The 17,596-nt window shown below is 60.0% G+C and carries 23 protein-coding genes; 19 read left to right on the top strand and 4 right to left on the bottom strand.

Annotated elements, in window-relative coordinates; all coding sequences use genetic code 11:
* Nucleotides 1-54: 54 nt before the first annotated feature.
* The 4 genes from AC0IXS_RS11855 to AC0IXS_RS11840 all read right to left on the bottom strand — a co-directional run bounded on the left by AC0IXS_RS11855 (nucleotide 55) and on the right by AC0IXS_RS11840 (nucleotide 1,632).
* Nucleotides 55-297: a pyocin activator PrtN family protein gene (locus AC0IXS_RS11855; RefSeq protein ID WP_004885381.1), complete on the bottom strand. Its 243-nt coding sequence runs from the start codon at nucleotides 295-297 to the stop codon at nucleotides 55-57.
* A 46-nt stretch (nucleotides 298-343) separates the two neighbouring features.
* Entirely contained in the window at nucleotides 344-526 is a 183-nt protein-coding gene (locus AC0IXS_RS11850; RefSeq protein WP_471824681.1) for a hypothetical protein, read from the bottom strand.
* 88 nt (nucleotides 527-614) lie between these two features.
* On the bottom strand, nucleotides 615-872 hold the full coding sequence (locus AC0IXS_RS11845; protein ID WP_004885385.1) for a DUF1654 domain-containing protein: 258 nt from the start codon (nucleotides 870-872) through the stop codon (nucleotides 615-617).
* 148 nt (nucleotides 873-1,020) lie between these two features.
* The gene (locus AC0IXS_RS11840; protein ID WP_471826224.1) at nucleotides 1,021-1,632 is read right to left on the bottom strand and encodes a LexA family protein; all 612 of its coding nucleotides are present in this window, start codon (nucleotides 1,630-1,632) and stop codon (nucleotides 1,021-1,023) included.
* Between the two features lie 175 nt (nucleotides 1,633-1,807).
* Here AC0IXS_RS11840 and AC0IXS_RS11835 point away from each other — a divergent pair, with 175 nt between their 5' ends.
* The 19 genes from AC0IXS_RS11835 to AC0IXS_RS11745 all read left to right on the top strand — a co-directional run bounded on the left by AC0IXS_RS11835 (nucleotide 1,808) and on the right by AC0IXS_RS11745 (nucleotide 17,289).
* Nucleotides 1,808-2,245 carry a hypothetical protein gene (locus AC0IXS_RS11835; protein ID WP_025995967.1) on the top strand — a complete coding sequence of 146 codons (438 nt, stop codon included), beginning with the start codon at nucleotides 1,808-1,810 and terminating at the stop codon, nucleotides 2,243-2,245.
* Nucleotides 2,246-2,549: 304 nt separating this feature from the next.
* Nucleotides 2,550-2,939 carry a DUF3450 domain-containing protein gene (locus tag AC0IXS_RS11830; protein ID WP_004885392.1) on the top strand — a complete coding sequence of 130 codons (390 nt, stop codon included), beginning with the start codon at nucleotides 2,550-2,552 and terminating at the stop codon, nucleotides 2,937-2,939.
* Nucleotides 2,920-3,258, top strand: coding sequence for a hypothetical protein (locus AC0IXS_RS11825; protein WP_025995968.1), 339 nt, complete (start codon nucleotides 2,920-2,922; stop codon nucleotides 3,256-3,258). Before AC0IXS_RS11830 ends, AC0IXS_RS11825 begins: the two co-directional genes overlap by 20 nt.
* A gap of 86 nt (nucleotides 3,259-3,344) precedes the next feature.
* Nucleotides 3,345-3,935 (top strand): phage tail terminator protein, encoded by a 591-nt coding sequence (locus tag AC0IXS_RS11820; protein ID WP_029243356.1) that lies wholly within the window; start codon nucleotides 3,345-3,347, stop codon nucleotides 3,933-3,935.
* Complete coding sequence (locus AC0IXS_RS11815; protein ID WP_025995970.1) at nucleotides 3,932-4,117, top strand: DUF2635 domain-containing protein; 186 nt, start codon at nucleotides 3,932-3,934, stop codon at nucleotides 4,115-4,117. The genes AC0IXS_RS11820 and AC0IXS_RS11815 overlap by 4 nt, the downstream gene beginning before the upstream one ends.
* A gap of 18 nt (nucleotides 4,118-4,135) precedes the next feature.
* Nucleotides 4,136-5,632 (top strand): phage tail sheath subtilisin-like domain-containing protein, encoded by a 1,497-nt coding sequence (locus tag AC0IXS_RS11810; RefSeq protein WP_449121774.1) that lies wholly within the window; start codon nucleotides 4,136-4,138, stop codon nucleotides 5,630-5,632.
* Nucleotides 5,633-5,699: 67 nt separating this feature from the next.
* Nucleotides 5,700-6,047 (top strand): phage tail tube protein, encoded by a 348-nt coding sequence (locus AC0IXS_RS11805; protein ID WP_004885400.1) that lies wholly within the window; start codon nucleotides 5,700-5,702, stop codon nucleotides 6,045-6,047.
* Nucleotides 6,044-6,340 (top strand): phage tail assembly protein, encoded by a 297-nt coding sequence (locus AC0IXS_RS11800; RefSeq protein ID WP_004885402.1) that lies wholly within the window; start codon nucleotides 6,044-6,046, stop codon nucleotides 6,338-6,340. Before AC0IXS_RS11805 ends, AC0IXS_RS11800 begins: the two co-directional genes overlap by 4 nt.
* A 130-nt stretch (nucleotides 6,341-6,470) precedes the next feature.
* Entirely contained in the window at nucleotides 6,471-8,753 is a 2,283-nt protein-coding gene (locus AC0IXS_RS11795) for a phage tail tape measure protein (RefSeq protein WP_471824677.1), read from the top strand.
* Nucleotides 8,750-10,195, top strand: coding sequence for a DNA circularization protein (locus tag AC0IXS_RS11790; RefSeq protein WP_122689874.1), 1,446 nt, complete (start codon nucleotides 8,750-8,752; stop codon nucleotides 10,193-10,195). Before AC0IXS_RS11795 ends, AC0IXS_RS11790 begins: the two co-directional genes overlap by 4 nt.
* 3 nt (nucleotides 10,196-10,198) lie before the next feature.
* Entirely contained in the window at nucleotides 10,199-11,305 is a 1,107-nt protein-coding gene (locus AC0IXS_RS11785; RefSeq protein ID WP_029243351.1) for a phage baseplate assembly protein, read from the top strand.
* A complete protein-coding gene (locus AC0IXS_RS11780; protein WP_122413322.1) occupies nucleotides 11,302-11,811 on the top strand; it encodes a phage baseplate assembly protein V in 510 nt (169 codons plus the stop codon). The genes AC0IXS_RS11785 and AC0IXS_RS11780 overlap by 4 nt, the downstream gene beginning before the upstream one ends.
* Nucleotides 11,811-12,209 (top strand): phage GP46 family protein, encoded by a 399-nt coding sequence (locus AC0IXS_RS11775; RefSeq protein ID WP_025995977.1) that lies wholly within the window; start codon nucleotides 11,811-11,813, stop codon nucleotides 12,207-12,209. Before AC0IXS_RS11780 ends, AC0IXS_RS11775 begins: the two co-directional genes overlap by 1 nt.
* Nucleotides 12,199-13,239, top strand: a complete 1,041-nt coding sequence (locus AC0IXS_RS11770; protein WP_122559082.1) for a baseplate J/gp47 family protein — start codon at nucleotides 12,199-12,201, stop codon at nucleotides 13,237-13,239. Before AC0IXS_RS11775 ends, AC0IXS_RS11770 begins: the two co-directional genes overlap by 11 nt.
* On the top strand, nucleotides 13,227-13,826 hold the full coding sequence (locus tag AC0IXS_RS11765; RefSeq protein WP_191957480.1) for a YmfQ family protein: 600 nt from the start codon (nucleotides 13,227-13,229) through the stop codon (nucleotides 13,824-13,826). Before AC0IXS_RS11770 ends, AC0IXS_RS11765 begins: the two co-directional genes overlap by 13 nt.
* 10 nt (nucleotides 13,827-13,836) lie before the next feature.
* A complete protein-coding gene (locus AC0IXS_RS11760) occupies nucleotides 13,837-15,666 on the top strand; it encodes a phage tail protein (RefSeq protein WP_191957479.1) in 1,830 nt (609 codons plus the stop codon).
* 17 nt (nucleotides 15,667-15,683) lie between these two features.
* Nucleotides 15,684-16,226 (top strand): tail fiber assembly protein, encoded by a 543-nt coding sequence (locus tag AC0IXS_RS11755; RefSeq protein WP_471824673.1) that lies wholly within the window; start codon nucleotides 15,684-15,686, stop codon nucleotides 16,224-16,226.
* A gap of 11 nt (nucleotides 16,227-16,237) precedes the next feature.
* Nucleotides 16,238-16,783: a glycoside hydrolase family 19 protein gene (locus tag AC0IXS_RS11750; RefSeq protein WP_471824671.1), complete on the top strand. Its 546-nt coding sequence runs from the start codon at nucleotides 16,238-16,240 to the stop codon at nucleotides 16,781-16,783.
* Nucleotides 16,780-17,289, top strand: a complete 510-nt coding sequence (locus AC0IXS_RS11745; RefSeq protein WP_137203400.1) for a lysis system spanin subunit — start codon at nucleotides 16,780-16,782, stop codon at nucleotides 17,287-17,289. The genes AC0IXS_RS11750 and AC0IXS_RS11745 overlap by 4 nt, the downstream gene beginning before the upstream one ends.
* Nucleotides 17,290-17,596 lie beyond the last annotated feature (307 nt).

Genomic DNA, 17,596 nt, shown 5'->3' with positions numbered 1-17,596 from the left:
CCGCCAGCGCTATCGAAAGTTACCGCCCAATGGTTGGCCTATCACTGGCGTAAATCATGCGGCCCTGTCAGTGACGATATCGTTGAGGTAGTTCGCCAGATCGTGCAGGTAGACGAACGGGTGGCCCTGACGCGTGCCGCCGGTGCGGCTGACCTTCAGGGCGATACGCCCGGCGTTGATCTTGCGCAGCAGGTTGCGGTCGTTGGACAGATGGGAGAAATAGCGCTCGCGCACGGCACTCAGCGATGGGCACGGCGTGGCGAATTCCTTGCGAAGCTGGTCGAGTATGTCGTTCATTCCGTGACTCCTTGTGGTTGTGTCGGTGCAGATGAAAGGCGCAGCGTCATGCCGCGTCTCCACCTGACGGGGCAGGGTGCGTATTGATGGCAGGCGATGGCCTGTGGCTGGAATTGGTCAGGACCAGAAACTGCCCGGTCTGCCGCTGGATCGTCTCGATGAGATGTCTGTCGCAGGCTGCCGGGTGCAGATACACCGGGCAGCGTGCTTTGGGTCGTGTGGTCTGCATGTTCGTACTCCATGACGAGGTGCGAACAAACAATACGATATGTAGCGGAATGATGCAATACAGATTGTATATTTAAATACGTTTTGTATTAGTACGCGTCTGCGGATTCGACGTACCACGACACGTTGACCGAGCCGTTTTCGAAGTTACGCGTCACGTTGATACCTTCGGCCTCACTGATCTGCTCGACGATCTGCTCCCAGTGAACAGGTGATTCACCAGGCTCTCTGACTAATAGCACCTGGTGCTCTATCTGCGCCTTGGGGCTGGTGATCAGGTCCTGGATACGCTGGGCGAGCGCCAGGTAGGCATCGTGTTGCGAGGCTTCAGGTCTCAGGTTTTGCATGCGTGAACTCCTTTTTACTGTATGTGCGTACAGTAGTTGAGTAATTTTTCCCACGCAAGCGGCAAACCTTTCCTATCTGGAAGTCATGACCCTGAATCCCGGGCATAAAAAAGCCTCGCTGGGCGAGGCTCGGGGATCATCACGGTGTTCAGAGGCGCATGGTCATCTGCCGGATAACACCGATCAATTTGCATTCCTCGCTGATCGCGATGGTGGGATAGGCAGGGTTGAGCGGCTTCAGGAAATAGCGTCCGGCGTCTTCGACCAGCTTCTTGAACGTTGCCTCATTGCTTTCCGGAAGCTTGGCAATCACCAGCTTTCCAGGGGTTGGCTCGATGCCGGTGTCCACCAGAATCAACATGCCTTCCGGAATGCTCTGGCCTGCGGGTGCCGTCATCGAGTCCCCGCGCACCACCAGCCAGAAGGCTCGGCCCTTGGCTTTGTAGTCGCTCAATTCGAAGGTTTCCGAGTAACCGACCGGATAGGGCTCGACCGCCTCGTTCCAGCCACCGGCTTCGACCCAGCTGATCACCGGGTAGCGATAGAAGCGCGAAGGCTGCTCCGTTGGCGCAACGTTCTGTTGTCCGGGCTCGTTCCACGGGATGGAGGTAGTAAGGATCGGCAGGCCCAGCTCGCCAAGCAATCGATTGATGACCTCGATCTTGGGCTCGCGTTTGCCGTTCAGCCAATGCCCGACCGCGCCGGGCGTAACCCCCATGCGTTCAGCCATTTCTTCCTGGCTGATCTGCTGGGTATCCATGACCTGTCTTGCGACTTCATACCATTTATTCATGCGTCGAATCATACAGGCTGTAGGGTGTTCTTCAATATACACATTGTAATGGTGTGTTGTGTATAAAAAATACAGATTGTATTGTCTGGCTTTCCTGAGGACGTCGATCGGCGTTCTCTGCACAAAAGTCAGGAGCGACACAATGATTGAAGAAGTAGAAGCGGTGATGGCGCATTGGGGCGAGCAGCGCAACCGCATCGGGCTGAGCGGCGGATTGAGCAGCCCGATGGCCGGGATCATGGAATGGGGCGCTTACATTCCCCGCAGCACGCCGGGTTCGCGCTCGCTGATCGGCAATGGCAGCGGCATGGACTATATAAGCAGCGAAGTCGAAGCCGCTGTTGCCGAGATGGCGCGCAGCCCGGCCAGAAGCCGAGGACCTGAATTGGCGCAGTTGGCCACCCTGCGTTACGTGGAGTCGTTGCCGGTGCGCGAACAGATGCGTTTGCTGGGCATTAATGAAGGCGCCGATCGAACCTACCGCAACTGGGTCGACAAGCTTCATCAAAGCATTCTGGCTGCGCTTTCTGCGCGTAGCGCCTCTCGAAGCAACAGGAAGGAGGTCGCGCGCAGAGCCTGATTTCGTCACGGATCACGCGGTGTTTCGCACCGCTCATCCGGGTTGACTGCACAGCTGCGGTCGAACTCGGGTTGAAGTCCGGTCAAACTCGACCCACCCCGAAATTGCCCCTTCCCAGCCTTTCCGGAGGGGGGTAAAAAGGTCCCACGATATGCAATTTGCGCCTCGGAACTGCTGTTCAAGGCAGGCCGCGCAACTGTTGAAACGGGTCATTCGTGACCCGCCCCGAAGCCCGCCCTGGCGGACTACCGTCATGGATTTCCCCGGCCGCCACTGTGCGGCCTTTTTTATGCGTGGAGCAAAGATGGACCCAACCGACCTTGGACCAGGCACAGCTACCTGGCTGGGCGGCACTGGCACCATTCTGCTTGGCGGCTTTTTATGGCTGCGCAAGTTTCTTTCCAGAGACGCCGCCGACCGGGCGATGGACAACGCCGACATCGGCACCGTCCGGCGCCTCAATGAACTGCTCGACTCCGAGCGACAGATTCGCAAGGAGGCTGAAGCGCGGGCTGATCAGTTTGCCAAGGAGCGCAACGAACTCGCCGCAGCCGTTGGCCGCATGGAGGGCAAGATCGAAGCGCTGACCAGTCACATCGTGCAGCTCACCGACAAGGTGACCACCCAAAGCGCCGAGATAGCCCGGCTTCGTTCCCAGCTCGGAGGTGCCAACGATGCACAGATGCGTAATTGATTTCATCGCCCGTCGCGCCTGGCGCCAGATCGAGGTCTGGGTGATCGCCGCGTTGATGATCGCAGGCTGCCTGATGCTCGGGTTTCAGGCCGGTCAATGGTCGGCGAATACCGAACATACCCAGCAACTGGCCGAAGTGCGCAAGGCCTACGACGCAGCACTGGGCAGGCGCGATCTTCGTCTGGACCGGCTGGCCGAGAGTACGACCGAAGCCGCTGGCAAGGTCGAAAGCGCCGCCACGGTTGCCAGCGAGGCAGCACACACGGCGAGCCGCGCTGCCGACAAGGCCAACAAGGTACTCGACAAGGCAACCCAATAGCTCAAGGCGTTCAGCCGTACACACCTTCCAGACTGGCAGCCAATGCTGGCGTGCTGGATCGACATTTCTTACACGCGGATTCACTCATGAAGATAACCCCGATAGTTGCTCATTTGCAGGCGACCTGCCCGACCTTTGCCGGGCGAATCAGTGCAGGGATCGACTGGGCGGCTGTTGCCCTCGGCGATCAACTCGCGCATCCCTCGGCTTACGTGATTGCCACCGGCGATCTGGCCACGGCCAACGATCTGCAGAACGTCGTTCGCCAGACCATCACCGACCGGCTGGACGTGGTGGTGGTGCTTGATGGTGGCGACAAGCGCGGACAGGAAGCCAGTGAACAACTGCATGCCATTCGCGCCGAGCTATGGCGTGCGCTGGTGGGCTGGAGCCCGGAGCGCGAGTACGACCCGATGCAGTACCAGGGTGGGGCGCTGGTGCAGATCAGCGGTGATCGCGTGACCTATCGCTTCGGCTTCGCCGCGCAGTTTCAGCTGGGTCGCAACCTCGAAAGCCAGCCCGCCGAAACCTGGCACGAGGCTTATCTGGACGGATTGCCGGGCTTTACCGGTGCCACGTTCGAGATGGACAGCATCGACCCGGCAGACCCCAACCTGAAATACCCAGGCCCGGACGGGCGTATCGAAGTGAAATTCTCAGGAGATGTAAAACCATGACCCAACGCATCACCGTTCTACCGGCCGAAGGCCGCACCGTGCCCGACCCTGAAGCAGGCGATCTGTTGCCTGCCGAAGGACGCGTCGTGACGTTCAACGCCTGGTGGCAACGCCGTCACAACGACGGCGATATCACCCTGCAAACCGAGCAATCCCCCACTCAACCCGCCGAAACGGCTTAATCAAGAGGAAGCCAAACAATGGCTATCAGCTTTAACAACATTCCATCCGATGTCCGCGTGCCGCTGTTCTATGCGGAGATGGACAACTCGGCCGCCAACAGCGCGTCGGCCGGCATGCGCCGTCTGATCGTTGCTCAGGTCAACGACGATGTTACCGGCCCGGAAATCGGTTCGCTGGTGCTGGTGCCAAGCGTGGCGCTGGCGAAGAACCTTGGTGGTCAGGGCTCCATGCTCGCCGCCATGTACGAAACCTGGCGCAAGGCCGACCCGACCGGTGAAGTCTGGTGCCTGCCGCTGCTCAATACCGAGGGCGCCAAGGCCGGTGCGACTGTTACCGTGGCGGGCGCAGCGACCGAAACCGGTCTGCTGAACCTGTATGTCGGTGGCGTGCGCGTGCAGGCTACTGTGGTCAATGGTGCAACGGCGGCTCAGGCAGCCAATGCCCTGTCGGTGAAGATCAACGCCACGCCTGACCTGCCAGTCCGGTCGGTGGTAGACGCGGGCGTGCTGACCCTCTCCTGCAAATGGAGCGGCGTGAGCGGCAACGACATCCGCCTGGAATTCAATCGCTTGGGCAAGACCAATGGCGAAGCGATTCCGGCAGGCCTCACCGCTGAAGTCACCGTCATGACCGGCGGCGTCGGCACCCCTGACCAGGTTCAGGCGCTGGCTGCTTTGGGCGATGAGCCTTTCGAGTTCCTGTGTCTGCCATGGACCGACACCAGCACGCTGGATGCCTGGAAAGCGGCCATGGACGACAGCACCGGTCGCTGGAGCTGGGCGCGTCAACTGTACGGTCATGTCTACAGCGCCAAGCGTGGCACGGTCGGTACGCTGGTCGCCGCAGGTCAACTGCGCAACGATCAGCACATCACCATTCAGGGTGTCGAGATGGCAGCGCCACAGCCGGTCTGGCTGCAAGCGGCTGCATTGGCTGCACGCACCGCAGTGTTCATTTCCGCCGACGCCAGCCGTCCGACCCAGAGCGGCACCATGCCCGGTCTGGACCCTGCACCGGCCAGCCAGCGTTTCACGCTGACCGAGCGTGAATCGTTGCTGCGTTACGGCATTGCCACGGCGTACTACGAAGGCGGTTACGTGCGCATTCAGCGCTCGATCACCACCTATCAAAAGAACGCTTACGGCCAGGCCGACAACTCGTACCTGGACAGCGAAACCATGCACCAGTCGGCGTTCATCATTCGCCGCCTGCAGGGTGTGATCACCAGCAAGTACGGTCGCCACAAGTTGGCCAGCGATGGCACGCGCTTCGGCGCCGGTCAGCCGATCATCACGCCGAGCACCATTCGCGGTGAGTTGATCGCGCAGTACGCCCGTCTTGAAGAAGAAGGCCATGTGGAGAACGCGGAAGTGTTCGCCCAGCACCTGATCGTCGAACGCGACAGTAACGATCCGAGCCGCGTGAACGTGATGTTCCCGCCGGATTACATCAACGGCCTGCGCGTGTTCGCGCTGCTCAACCAGTTCCGCCTGCAGTACGACGAAGCGGCGTAAGTTTTCCCACCAACATCACTTTCAAACCCGCCGCGTGCGGGTTTTTTCATTCTGGAGATAAAAGAACATGGCTCAGAAAGTTGCGGGTACCTGCTACATCAAAGTGGATGGCACCCAATTGACCATCAGCGGCGGCGGCGAAGCCCCGTTGATGAATGTGAAACGCGACACCGTCGTGCCGGGCTACTTCAAGGAGGTGGATAAAGCCGCCTGGGTGAAATTCAAGGCCGTACACACGCCAGACATGCCGCTCAAACTGCTCACCACTGGTGTGGATATGACCATCACCTGCGAGTTCAACAATGGCAAGACCTACGTTCTGTCCGGCGCCTACATGGTCGAAGATCCGAGCAGCAAGGCCGATGACGGCACTATCGACCTGAAATTCGAGGGCAGTCAGGGGAGCTGGCAATGAGCGAAATCATCGAACTGGCGAGCCCTATCGAGGCTCATGGTGAAACCGTCTCGCAACTGACGTTTCGCCGTCCCACCGCACAGGAAGCGCGCGCCATCAAGGCCCTGCCTTACCGGATCGACAAGAACGAGGACGTGTCCCTCGATCTGGACGTGGCGGCGAAATACATCGCCGTCTGCGCCGGCATTCCGCCGTCGTCCGTCAACCAGATGGATCTGTGTGACATCAACACGTTGAGCTGGAAGGTCGCGAGTTTTTTCATGGCAGCGGCATCAGCAACCTTGAAGGCCTGATAGCCGTCGTTTACGACCTCGCGTACTTCTGGAAGACCGACCCCGAACTGATGATGTCCAGGGAGCTGGACGTCATCACCGAGTCGATCTTGCAGGCGCAACGCATCAACCAGATCCTGCAGGGGGAGTGATGGCAGACACTATAAAAACGCTGATCACCGGCGTCGATCAACTGTCTCCAACGCTGGAGACGATCAACAAGAACGTCAAAGGATTCACGGAAGGTCTGGAAAGCTCCGGTTTGGCAGAAGTCCCGCTCAAGGAAATGATCGGCGAAAGCACCCTGGCGCAGCCGCTGATCAATGCGGTCAAGGCCGCGATGGGTTTCGAGACAAGCATGGCCGGTGTGAAGCGGTCGGTGACGTTTGAAACCCCGCAGCAATTCCAGGCAATGAGCCGTGACATTCTTGACCTGAGTGAACGGCTTCCGGAAAGCGCGAGTGGTCTTGCGGCGATTGTCACTGAAGGCGCAAAGGCCAATGTGCCGCGCGCCGAGCTGACCGGGTTTGCCACCGATGCCGTGAAAATGGGCATCGCGTTCGACCAGACCGCAACTCAGTCTGGCGAGATGATGGGCAAGTGGCGTTCTTCATTCGAGATGACTCAGCCACAGGTCGCGGCGCTGTCCGAGAAGATCAATGTGCTGGGCGGCAACAATCTGGAGAAGCAGATTGCGACCATGGTCACCGCGATGGGCCCGCTCGGGCCTGTGGCGGGTCGGGCGTCGGGCGAGATTGCCGCCATGGGCGCTACGCTGGCCGGGGTGGATGTACCGACCGATGTGGCCGCCAAGGGCATCAAGAGTTTCATGCAGTCGATTACCGAGGGCGGCGCAGCCAAGGCTGGGGCTTTCGAGGCCCTGCAGCTGGACATCAACCAGTTGACCCAAGGCATGCAACAGGACCCGTCCGGGACCATCGAGAAGGTGCTGGAGGCCATCTCGACAGTCGATCCGGGCACACAGTCGGCGGTCATCACGCAATTGTTTGGCGAAGAGTCGCTGGGCGCTATCACGCCGCTGCTGAAGAACCTGGATGTGCTGCGCTCCAACCTGGCGAAAGTCGGGGAGGGCGTGCAGTCGGCAGGGACCATCGAGCAGGAGTTCCAGGCCAACTCGGAGACGACTGCGGTCGCTCTCAAAGAGATGGGGAATCGGGTTGATCGCCTGAGCATCAATATCGGCAGCATGTTTCTGCCTGCGATGAATGAAGCAATGGCCGTGATCGGGCCGATGATTTCTCAGGTCGCAGCACTGGCCGCCGAACACCCGGGCGTCATCAAGGGTGTGGTGGGTGCTGCGATTGCCTTTGGCGTGCTGCAGGTGGCCGTCATCGCGGCGACCAGCGCCAGCAGAGTGCTGAGCGCGGTCCTCGGTATGTCTCCGGTGGGCATTGTCGTGCGGGCGCTGGCGCTGGCCGCCGGTCTGCTGATCGCCAACTGGTCGACCGTCGCCCCTTATTTCCAGGCGGTATGGGCTGCGATCCGTGAACCCGTCATGGCGCTTTGGGATGTGTTCAAGATGGTCTTCGGCTGGACGGCGATCGGTCTGGTCGTCTCGAACTGGCAACCGTTATCCGCGTTTTTCGGTGGGCTATGGGACGGCATCAAGACGCTGGCTGCGTCGGCGTTCGACGTGATGAAGACGTTGTTCAGCTGGTCGCCGATCGGACTGATCATCTCGAACTGGCAGCCGTTGTCGGCGTTTTTCAGCGCGCTTTGGGGCGTCATCCAGGCCTTGGCTTCGCCGGTGATTGGTTATTTTCAATCAATGTTCGACTGGTCGCCAATGGACATGGTTTCGGCCGCCTGGCAACCCGTGAGTGGTTTCTTCACAGGTATCTGGGAAGGCATCAAGGCCGAGACCGCGCCGCTCATGGACGCGCTGACGGGGCTGTTCAACTGGTCGCCGATGGATTCGATCAACGAGAAGTGGGCGCCGATCAAAACCTTCTTCTCGGGTCTGTTCACGGACATCAAGCCGTTCATTGACCCGATCCTGAGCTGGTTCGGTATGGGCTCCGATGACAAGTCTCTGCTGCAAAAAGCCACTCAAAAGCTTAACGAGTTCGCTGAAGAACGGCGGGTGGATAACGCCGGTCCCGGTGGTGGCAAAGGGGCTTTTCTGGCAGCCGACGCTGTGCAGGTCAGCCAGTTGAAACAGCAGCAGATCAATCAGGCAATGGGCATACCCGCAACCAGCCAGTTGCTGAGTGCGCCTAACCTGCCAGCCCCTGGCAGCCTGTTGCTGCAACAGGGCGCAGGCGTGGGTTCACGACTTGAAGGCGAGCTCAATATCCGCTTTGAAAACGCGCCGCCTGGCATGCGTACTGAACAGATGCAGACCAATCAACCGGGTTTGACGATATCGCCAAGCGTTGGTTATCGAACCCTCGGCGCAGGAGCCGCATCATGAGTACTTGGCGTGACAGCCTGTTGCCCGCGTCTTTTCGGGGTGTCGGCTTTTTCATCAGCAGTACGGCCGTTCCGATAGGACGCAAAGGCCAACTGCATGAGTTTCCGCAGCGCGACGAACCTTACTTCGAGTCGCTGGGCAAGCAATCGCAAGTCCATACGGTAACGGCGTTCATTGTCGGGCCGGACTGTTTTGAACAAAGGGACAAGCTGCTTCAGGCGCTGGAAGCGTCGGGCGCCGGTGAGTTGGTGCATCCCTGGCTGGGACGGATGCAGGTGCAGGTTGGCGATTGCGACATGACGCACAGCCTGGCCGAAGGCGGAATCGTGCGTCTGAACCTGAAGTTCTACCCGGATCAGCCGCTGAAGTTTCCGACGTCGACGCTCAACACGGGACGCCAGCTCATGCAGGCGTCCGAGGGATTGCTGGGTTCTGCGCTCAGGCGCTACCGGGCGGTCATGGCGACGGTGGATGCGGTGCGCATCAACATTCAGGCGCTGCGCAGCACATTGTCTGGCGTATTCGCCACGATTCAGCGGCAGTTCTCCTCGTTCATGACGGTCTATTCGGATGCCACCGCACTGGTGCATTCGCTGGTCAACGCGCCTTACACCGTGAGTACGATGTTTTCCACGTTCTTTGCCAGCTTCCAGGGTGACAGCCGCCGGAGCAGCAGAGAGCGCGGCAGTAGCAACATCGGCGCAGGCGGCGCTGGATCTGGCAGCGGAAGTTCTGGCGGTGGCAGCACAGGCAATGGTTCAGGTAGCTCGGGTAGTGGCGGCTCCAGTGGTTCCAGCGGTTCCAATGGCACAGGTAGCGTCGGTAGCGTTGCGTCCAGCGCCTCGGTCTCCCGAAATGCCTCGGGTGTCGAGGCGGTGCCGTATCGCTCGATCATCTCCGACGCGACACAACAGGCGCAGGCAGTCTCCAGCATCAATCAGGTCAATCAGGGCGGAGGTCTCGATACCGGGGTGACTGCTCAGGCCACGGCGGATCTGGTGCAGGACGCGCTGCTCGTCAAGGTGGCGAGGGTTGTGGCCAGCATGCCGGTAGCGGTCAGCACGACACCGATTCTGGTCGTGCCTTCGCTGGATCAGCAACGGGTTCAACCGCTGCAACGTGCCGATGTACCGGTGGCCGACGATGTGATCGAACTGCGCGACACGCTCAGCGCGGCGATCTGGGACGCCTCATTGAAAGCCGATCCGGAGCATTACCTGGCGCTCAATACGCTGCGTCATGCATTGATCAGTCACCTCAATGCGGTGGCTGCTTCCGGTGTACGGCTTCAGGACATGAAGGTTTCCGAACCTTTACCGGCACTGGTGCTGGCGTACCGTCGTTTCGGCGACGCAAGCCGCTCGCACGAAGTGGTTCAGCGCAACCGTATTCCGCATCCAGGCTTCGTGCCGCCCGGCACGCTGAAGATCGCTCAGGAGTAACCTATGATCGACCCCAATGTTGTCACCTTGACGGTGGATGACAAGGATTACGCTGGCTGGAAAACCGTGGAAATCTCCGCAGGCATCGAGCGTCAGGCGCGCAGCTTCGACATCAGCCTGACCTGGCAATGGCCTGGAACGGATATGGTCAGACCTGTCCGGGCAGGTGCCCGGTGTGCGGTCAGTATCGGCGGCGAGCTGATCCTGACAGGCCGGGTGTTCGCCACACCTGTGAGCTATGACGACAAGCAGATCACCTTGAAGATCTCCGGGCGCTCCTTGACGGCCGACCTGATTGATTGTTCTGCGATCAACAAACCTGGCGAGTGGAACGACGTGTCGGCGTTGACCATCGTCAGGGAGCTGGCCGCGTCCTACAACGTGAAGGTGCTCAGCGAGATACCGGAAACCTCGAGGAAATCGAAGCACACCATCGAGCCCGGTGAGACCGTGTTCAAGTCCATCGACCGTCTGTTGACCGTGTTCCGGATATTTTCCACCGATGACGAATACGGCAATGTCGTGCTCGCCAGGCCCGGCAGCATGGGCAATGCAGTGGACGCGCTGGAGTTGGGCAGGAACGTACTGTCAGCCGTTGCGCCACTGGATTTTTCCGGACTCTTTTCCGAGTACCAGGTCATTGGCCAGCAGGCGGGCAATGACAAGACATTCGGTAAGGCGGCGTCCGAGGTATCGGCCTCGGTCACTGACAGCAGCGTTACGCCTGCGCGTGTGCTGGTCATCCATGAGGAGTCGCCGATCACACCGGCGCTGGCGTTGAGCCGTGCCAAATGGGAGCGCGGTCATCGCCAGGGCAAGACGCGGCTCACGACCTACAAGGTGCAGGGCTGGCGGCAGGCCAACGGCGCGCTATGGCGCCATAACACCCTGGTCCGGGTCGTTGATTCGATCCTCGATCTGGATCAGGAAATGCTGATTTCAGCCATTACCTATTCGCTCAGCGATAAGGGCACCACCACCACGCTGGTGGTGGGGCCGATAGAGGGTTTTGAAGCCGAGCCCGGCGATCCTGAAAAGCGCAGCAAGGTGCCGGTCAATAAAGACGCCTACAGCTACGCGCAACCCAATGACGAAGGAACACTTGCATGAGTCTATTCAATCGCATGCTGGTGCGCGGCACGGTCGTGCTCGCAAGGGCCAGCAGCAAAATGCAGGCGCTGCAAATGCGTCTGACGGCAGGGGAGGTCAGGGGCGATATGGAGCATTTCGAACCCTATGGCTTCACCAGCAACCCGCTGGCCGGCGCCGAAGGCATCGCTGCCTTCATCGGCGGAGACCGCTCCCACGGGCTGCTGCTGGTCGTCGCCGACCGCCGTTATCGCCTCCAGGGACTGGAGTCGGGCGAAGTGGCGATCTACACCGATGAAGGTGACAAGGTTCACTTCAAACGCGGCAAGGTCATCGACATCGAAACCAACACCTTGAACATCAAGGCGGCGACGGCGGTGAACTTCGATACGCCACAGATCACCCAGACCGGAAAGATCGTTTCCCAGGGCGACCAGGTTGCCGGCGGCATCAGCCAGATCACCCATCTGCACGGCAGCGTGCGCTCCGGTCCCGACCAGAGCGGGCCGCCCGTTGGAGGTGGCTGATGATTATCGAAGGCTCCTTGCAGGCTTCGTTGCTGCGCTCGGTGATCATCAGCCTGTTCACCTGGCGCCGCGCCGAAGCGGACGATCCGTTCGACGATGCCGAGCGCTTCGGCTGGTGGGGCGACACCTACCCGGCCGTTGCCAATGACCGGATCGGCTCCAGGCTCTGGCTGCTGCGCAGGGTCAAGCTCACCGCTCAGACGCAGCGCGACGCCGAGTTCTATGCCCGCGAAGCGTTGAGCTGGATGATCGACGACGGTCACGTCCAGCGCATCAACATCTTCACCGAACAGGTTCAGAGCAATCGCTTGAACCTGGGCGTCGAGCTGGTCGTCCCGGACGGTCAGGTTGTGCGCTTCAACCCTTCAGAACAGTGGCAGGTGATTTATGCCGTTTGAAACCCCCACGTTACCCGCACTCGTCAACCGCACACAGGTTGATCTGGCGGGCGACGCGCTTCGTCAGTCCGATGCCCGCGTACTGTCCCGCGCCCACAGTGGCGCGGCCTATGGGCTGTACGGCTATCAGGACTGGATCGCGGACCAGATTCTGCCGGACACCGCCGATGAAGAAACCCTGGAGCGCCAGGCCATCCTGCGTCTCAGGCAACCGCGCAAACCCGCGCAGCCTGCCACCGGCGCCGTGCGTTTTGTGGCGGCCGCGGGCGCTGTGCTGGATGTCGACACGATCCTGCAGTTCAGCGATGGGCGTTTCTATCGCGTAACCCAGGGCGTTACCACAGTGGCAGGCAACAACACGACCACTGTCGAGGCGGTAGACGCGGGAGCCTTGGGCAATGCGGATGCCGGTCAGGTCATGACCGTCGTGCAGCCTGTCGAAGGCATCGACAGCAGCTTTACCGTGATCGCCGACGGCCTTGCCGGCGGCATCGCCCGGGAAAGCACCGAGTCGCTGCGGGCTCGTGTCGTGCGTTCCTACAGGGTCATCCCGCACGGCGGCAATCAGGACGACTACGTCACCTGGGCGCTGGACGTGCCGGGCGTGACACGAGCCTGGTGTGTACGTCGTTATATGGGGCCGGGCACCGTCGCCGTGTTTTTCATGCGCGACGATGACGCGACGCCGACGCCCGATGCCGAACAACTGGCCCAGGTGGCGGCTTACATCGAGCCGCTGCGCCCTGTCACGGCCGAGCTGTACGTGCTGGCGCCGGTGCAGAAACCGGTGACCTACACCATCAGCCTGACGCCGGACACCACGGCGGTGCGCGCCGCAGTGCAGGCGCAACTGGCCGATCTGCATAACCGCGAGGCGGGCCTGGGTGAAACCCTGTTGCTGACGCACATCGCTGAAGCTATCAGCCGAGCTGCCGGGGAAACCGACCATGTGCTGATCTCACCGACGGCCAACGTCACGGCAGCCGCCAATCAGCTGCTCACCTTCGGAGGGATTCTATGGTCGTCATAAGAACCGCCGAGCATTACGCCGAACAGCTGCAAGCCTTGTTGCCACCCGGTTCTGCCTGGGACCCGGAGCGCGTGCCCGAAGTGCAGCAATTGATCGCCGGCCTGTCCCATGAGTTCGCTCGCATTGACGGCCGTGCCTTCGACCTGCTCAACGAGATGGACCCGGCCACCGTCAGTGAACTGGTCCCGGATTGGGAGCGGGTCATGAACCTGCCCGACCCCTGCCTTGGCCTCAAGCCACTGTTCGAAGACCGACGCCTGTCGGTACGTCAGCGGCTGGTAGCCGTAGGAGGGCAGAACGCGGCGTTCTACGTCGGCATTGCCGTCAGCCAGGGCTATCCCGATGCCTCCGTCACCGAATTCAGAACGCCCCGTATGGGGCGTTCTCGTTTTGGGCAGGCGCATTTCGGCACCTGGAACGCGCAATTCATGTGGACCCTGAACACCGGCGGGCGCCAGCGGCTGGGTCGGCGCTTTGGCGCCAGTTACTGGGGAGAGCGTTTCGGGGTCAATCCCGGAACCGCAATCGAATGCCTGATTCGTCGAGCAGCACCGGCGCACGGCATCGAATTCGTTAATTTCAACTGAGGAACAACCTATGGATTATCCCAAGAGTGTGCCAGGCGTAGGCCTGGTCAGCGGCAAGTTTGTAGATGAAAACCCGGCGACCGGCACCCCCGGCTCGCTGATTCCGGCGCAGTGGGGCAACTCGGTGACGCAGGAGATTCTGAACGTGATTCTGGGGGCCGGTCTGGTGCCCAGCGAAGCGGATGTCACGCAACTGCACAGGGCCATCCTAGGCCTCGCCGCCTCGGACTACAAAAAGTCCGTGCGCTGCGCCACGACAATGGCGATCGGCTTGAGCGGCTTGCAGACCATCGACGACGTCACACTGGTTGCAGGCGACCGGGTACTGGTCAAGAACCAGGACAACCCGGCGCAGAACTGGATCTATTTGGCAGCAGCAGACGCCTGGACCCGAGCGCAGGACGCCAATGAAAGCACCGAGTGCACCCCCGGTCACCTTGTGCCGGTGCAGGCAGGGACTAAAAACGGCGGTACGGTTTGGCAGCTGACCAACACAACGGCTCCGGTTTTGGGCACCACAGGCTTGGTCTTCGAGCGTGCGCTGGGGCGCAGTGGTGTGGCGGCGGGTAGTTATAGCCGGGTGAAGGTCAATCGGTATGGGCAGGTGGAAGAGGGGAGTAACCCTACGACGCTTGCCGGGTATGGTGTTACGGATGCTTTCACAAAGGCCGAGGTCGATCTGCGTGATGCTGCAAGACCTCTCCGTGATTCGATTACCCATGTGGGTATGGCCAATAATCAACCCGATGCCCCTTACATGCGGCGCGAGTCGGATAATGGTGTTTATTACTTGCAGTCGAGACTGGGTTTTACCCCGGTTCAGCAGGGTGGCGGAGTAGGCCAGCAAGGCAACCTGATCAAAATTGGTTGGTCCGGATCGAGCCTCAAAGCCACAGTCGATGCGGCTGACTTGGGCAACCTCTGGTATTCCAGCAATTTCGATCCGGCTACCAAAGCCAACTACGCTGACGTTTACGCTAAAAGCGAAGTTGATACGCGAGTCGGTAGCCGAGCATTAGCTGACAGCATCACCTATGTAGGGTTGGGCAGCGGCCAGATTACACAGCCCTATATGCGTCGAGCTGCTGACTCAAGTATCTGCTGGCTTCAGAGCAAACTGGATTTCCCCCCTGTTCAGCAGGGTACTGGCGTCGGTCAGAACGCCAACCTCGTAAAAATTGGTTGGTCAGACAATGGGCTCAAAGCCACGGTCGATTTTACCGACTTGGGAAATCTCTGGAATGCCGCCAACTTCGACCCGAACAGCAAGGCCAACTGGGGCAAGACGCTAGCAGCCTATGGCATCACTGATGCTTATACCAAAGCTGAGTCCGATGCTCGTGACGCTCAGCGCGCTGCTGCCGACTCTATAACTGCGGTAGGTTTTGCCAGCAATAACCCTGTCTATCCGTATATGCGTCGAGCATCGGACGGTCAGGTTTACTACCTGCAAACGCAACTTGGGTACACGCCCATTGAGCAAGGCGGTGGCCCAAACATGACCACCAACAAGCTACGCGTCGGTTACAACGGTGCGGGTAGCTTGCGCGTCCAGGTGGACGCAACCGACATGGGCGACCTGATCAATGACCAGAACCTGACTGTAAAAATCGCCGGGATAGGGCTGAGTGGAATCGGCTCCTATGCCTTCGCTCGCGTCATCAATTCTCAGGGTTTGAACAATCAGGGGGCGGCGGTCGCCGGGACCAATCTGCTTTATAGCTCCACCAATGGCAGTGACGGTGCCAGCAATAACTCCGGGACCATCGGTGTAGGCACCTGGCGGGCGCACGGAGCATTCTCGGGCGGCGAACGCACGCTCTTTCAACGTATTAACTAATTGGAAAAGGTATTTATATGAACACTGTACTAAGCGCTCGTAACCCGCGTTGGTCCGATCTCGCCCATACGTCCATTGTGTTGTCGGTCATATTCGAAGAAACAAAGGATATTTACGGCGAGGTGCCATTTGCCGCTTCTGCCCAAGACACCGAACCTCACGGTGTCGACCTGTTCAACCGTGCTGTTGCCGGTGAGTTCGGCGAAATGCTTGAGCCAACCGAGCAAATGGTTCTGGCGCAGGTGATGTGTCAGCGTGGTGTTTACTCGGCTGCGGCCACAGCCAGAGTCAACGAACTGGCTGCCGAACTTGACACGCTGCAAGACGCCGTCTCGATGAATCTGGCAACGGAAGATCAATCAAAATCGTTGCCTGCGGTGGAAGCTGAGCTCAACGCTTTCCGTCGTTATCGCGTGCAGCTTGCCCAACTTGAAACGTTGGCAGGTTATCCAGCGAAGTTCGACTGGCCTGAAGCTCCGTCAAAGCCGTTTGTGTATGAACCAGTCGAAGAGCTGCCTCCTGTGACAGGCGTCAGTAAAGACGAATTGCCCAAGACCTGACAGGAGGATACATGCCTATCGATTCTTATCAACTCCTCCAAATCCTCCCCAACGCCGGCCTTAAAGCCGGCGTTTTCGTTCCTGCTCTCAACATCGCGATGACTCGCTACTGCATTGACACACGGCTGCGCGTGGCGGCATTCATCGCGCAGATCGGTCATGAGTCCGGCCAGTTGCGGTACGTGCGTGAACTGGGCAACGACAGTTACCTGGCGAAGTACGACACGGGGCAGTTGGCGCTGCGTCTGGGCAATACGCCCGACGCAGACGGCGACGGCCAGCTTTACCGGGGTCGTGGGCTGATTCAGGTCACGGGGCGGACCAACTATGAAGCGTGCGGTGAGGCGCTGGGTCTGGATCTGTTGCGCCAGCCCGAACTGCTCGAAAGACCCGACCATGCCGCGATGTCGGCAGCATGGTTCTGGGGCCGTGCCAACTTGAATGCGCTGGCGGACAAAGGTGACTTCCTGTTGATCACCCGGCGCATCAATGGCGGCACCAATGGCCTGGCAGACCGACAGGCACTCTATCGACGTGCTCTGGAGGTGCTGCCGTGAACGCATTGGCGCTGCGTTTTTTGGTGGGGGCGGTTTTGCTTGGCTCAGGGCTTGGGGCGTGGCTGGCCTGGGAATGGCAGGCCACGCGTTACGAGCGGCAACTATCCGAGCAGGCGATGTCCTGTTTGCAAGCGCGCGAACTGGCGTCCAAAGCCGCCATCGACCAACAAACCGCTGAACAGGCCCGCCGACGGGCGCTGGAAATTCGTCTGCAAAACAGCGATGCGACCCTTCATAAGGAATTGAGTGATGCACAGGATTCTCAGGTCCGCCTGCGTGATCGTCTTGCTACTGCTGATCTGCGGCTGTCAGTCCTCCTCGCCACCCCAAGCGATGCCGCCGGCTTGCCAGCCGCCCCCGACCCCGGCGGCGTGGTTCATGGAGGCACGCGAGCCGAACTTGACCGAGCGGCTGCTCAACGAATTGTCGCCATCACCGACGAAGGCGACTGGGGACTGATCGCGCTCAAGGCCTGTCAGGCCTATGTGCGCGAGAGTACGTTCTGAACTACCTGCCTCTTTTCCCGCCTGCACATGCAGGCGCGGCCTTCCTCATGGCCTTTTACAGGCTGTCCCATCGACGGTATGGAGCGCTTCGCTCTGTACTTTCATATTGCACCGCTCTCATCGGTACGCTAATGTCCCGAAACGTACCGATGAGACCCCTTCCGTGACGATTGTCAGCAAACTCTTGATGCGCGTTATCAAGGCTCACGCCCGCTGGCGTTGGCGCGCCTGACTATTTCCTTGCCGGCCCTGCCGGATCCGCACCTGTATGTCTTCAATTCGTCATGTTCTCCCGCCACTGTCACCT

This window comes from Pseudomonas sp. AC016 (genome assembly GCF_979253365.1).
Note: the sequence above shows the minus strand (reverse complement) of the source record. Positions and strands in the feature narration are given on the sequence as shown.

Coding starts and splice junctions, on each gene's coding strand:
- AC0IXS_RS11855 (WP_004885381.1), bottom strand. CDS start 297: ATGAACGACATACTCGACCAGCTTCGCAAGGAATTCGCCACGCCGTGC.
- AC0IXS_RS11850 (WP_471824681.1), bottom strand. CDS start 526: ATGCAGACCACACGACCCAAAGCACGCTGCCCGGTGTATCTGCACCCG.
- AC0IXS_RS11845 (WP_004885385.1), bottom strand. CDS start 872: ATGCAAAACCTGAGACCTGAAGCCTCGCAACACGATGCCTACCTGGCG.
- AC0IXS_RS11840 (WP_471826224.1), bottom strand. CDS start 1,632: ATGGATACCCAGCAGATCAGCCAGGAAGAAATGGCTGAACGCATGGGG.
- AC0IXS_RS11835 (WP_025995967.1), top strand. CDS start 1,808: ATGATTGAAGAAGTAGAAGCGGTGATGGCGCATTGGGGCGAGCAGCGC.
- AC0IXS_RS11830 (WP_004885392.1), top strand. CDS start 2,550: ATGGACCCAACCGACCTTGGACCAGGCACAGCTACCTGGCTGGGCGGC.
- AC0IXS_RS11825 (WP_025995968.1), top strand. CDS start 2,920: ATGCACAGATGCGTAATTGATTTCATCGCCCGTCGCGCCTGGCGCCAG.
- AC0IXS_RS11820 (WP_029243356.1), top strand. CDS start 3,345: ATGAAGATAACCCCGATAGTTGCTCATTTGCAGGCGACCTGCCCGACC.
- AC0IXS_RS11815 (WP_025995970.1), top strand. CDS start 3,932: ATGACCCAACGCATCACCGTTCTACCGGCCGAAGGCCGCACCGTGCCC.
- AC0IXS_RS11810 (WP_449121774.1), top strand. CDS start 4,136: ATGGCTATCAGCTTTAACAACATTCCATCCGATGTCCGCGTGCCGCTG.
- AC0IXS_RS11805 (WP_004885400.1), top strand. CDS start 5,700: ATGGCTCAGAAAGTTGCGGGTACCTGCTACATCAAAGTGGATGGCACC.
- AC0IXS_RS11800 (WP_004885402.1), top strand. CDS start 6,044: ATGAGCGAAATCATCGAACTGGCGAGCCCTATCGAGGCTCATGGTGAA.
- AC0IXS_RS11795 (WP_471824677.1), top strand. CDS start 6,471: ATGGCAGACACTATAAAAACGCTGATCACCGGCGTCGATCAACTGTCT.
- AC0IXS_RS11790 (WP_122689874.1), top strand. CDS start 8,750: ATGAGTACTTGGCGTGACAGCCTGTTGCCCGCGTCTTTTCGGGGTGTC.
- AC0IXS_RS11785 (WP_029243351.1), top strand. CDS start 10,199: ATGATCGACCCCAATGTTGTCACCTTGACGGTGGATGACAAGGATTAC.
- AC0IXS_RS11780 (WP_122413322.1), top strand. CDS start 11,302: ATGAGTCTATTCAATCGCATGCTGGTGCGCGGCACGGTCGTGCTCGCA.
- AC0IXS_RS11775 (WP_025995977.1), top strand. CDS start 11,811: ATGATTATCGAAGGCTCCTTGCAGGCTTCGTTGCTGCGCTCGGTGATC.
- AC0IXS_RS11770 (WP_122559082.1), top strand. CDS start 12,199: ATGCCGTTTGAAACCCCCACGTTACCCGCACTCGTCAACCGCACACAG.
- AC0IXS_RS11765 (WP_191957480.1), top strand. CDS start 13,227: ATGGTCGTCATAAGAACCGCCGAGCATTACGCCGAACAGCTGCAAGCC.
- AC0IXS_RS11760 (WP_191957479.1), top strand. CDS start 13,837: ATGGATTATCCCAAGAGTGTGCCAGGCGTAGGCCTGGTCAGCGGCAAG.
- AC0IXS_RS11755 (WP_471824673.1), top strand. CDS start 15,684: ATGAACACTGTACTAAGCGCTCGTAACCCGCGTTGGTCCGATCTCGCC.
- AC0IXS_RS11750 (WP_471824671.1), top strand. CDS start 16,238: ATGCCTATCGATTCTTATCAACTCCTCCAAATCCTCCCCAACGCCGGC.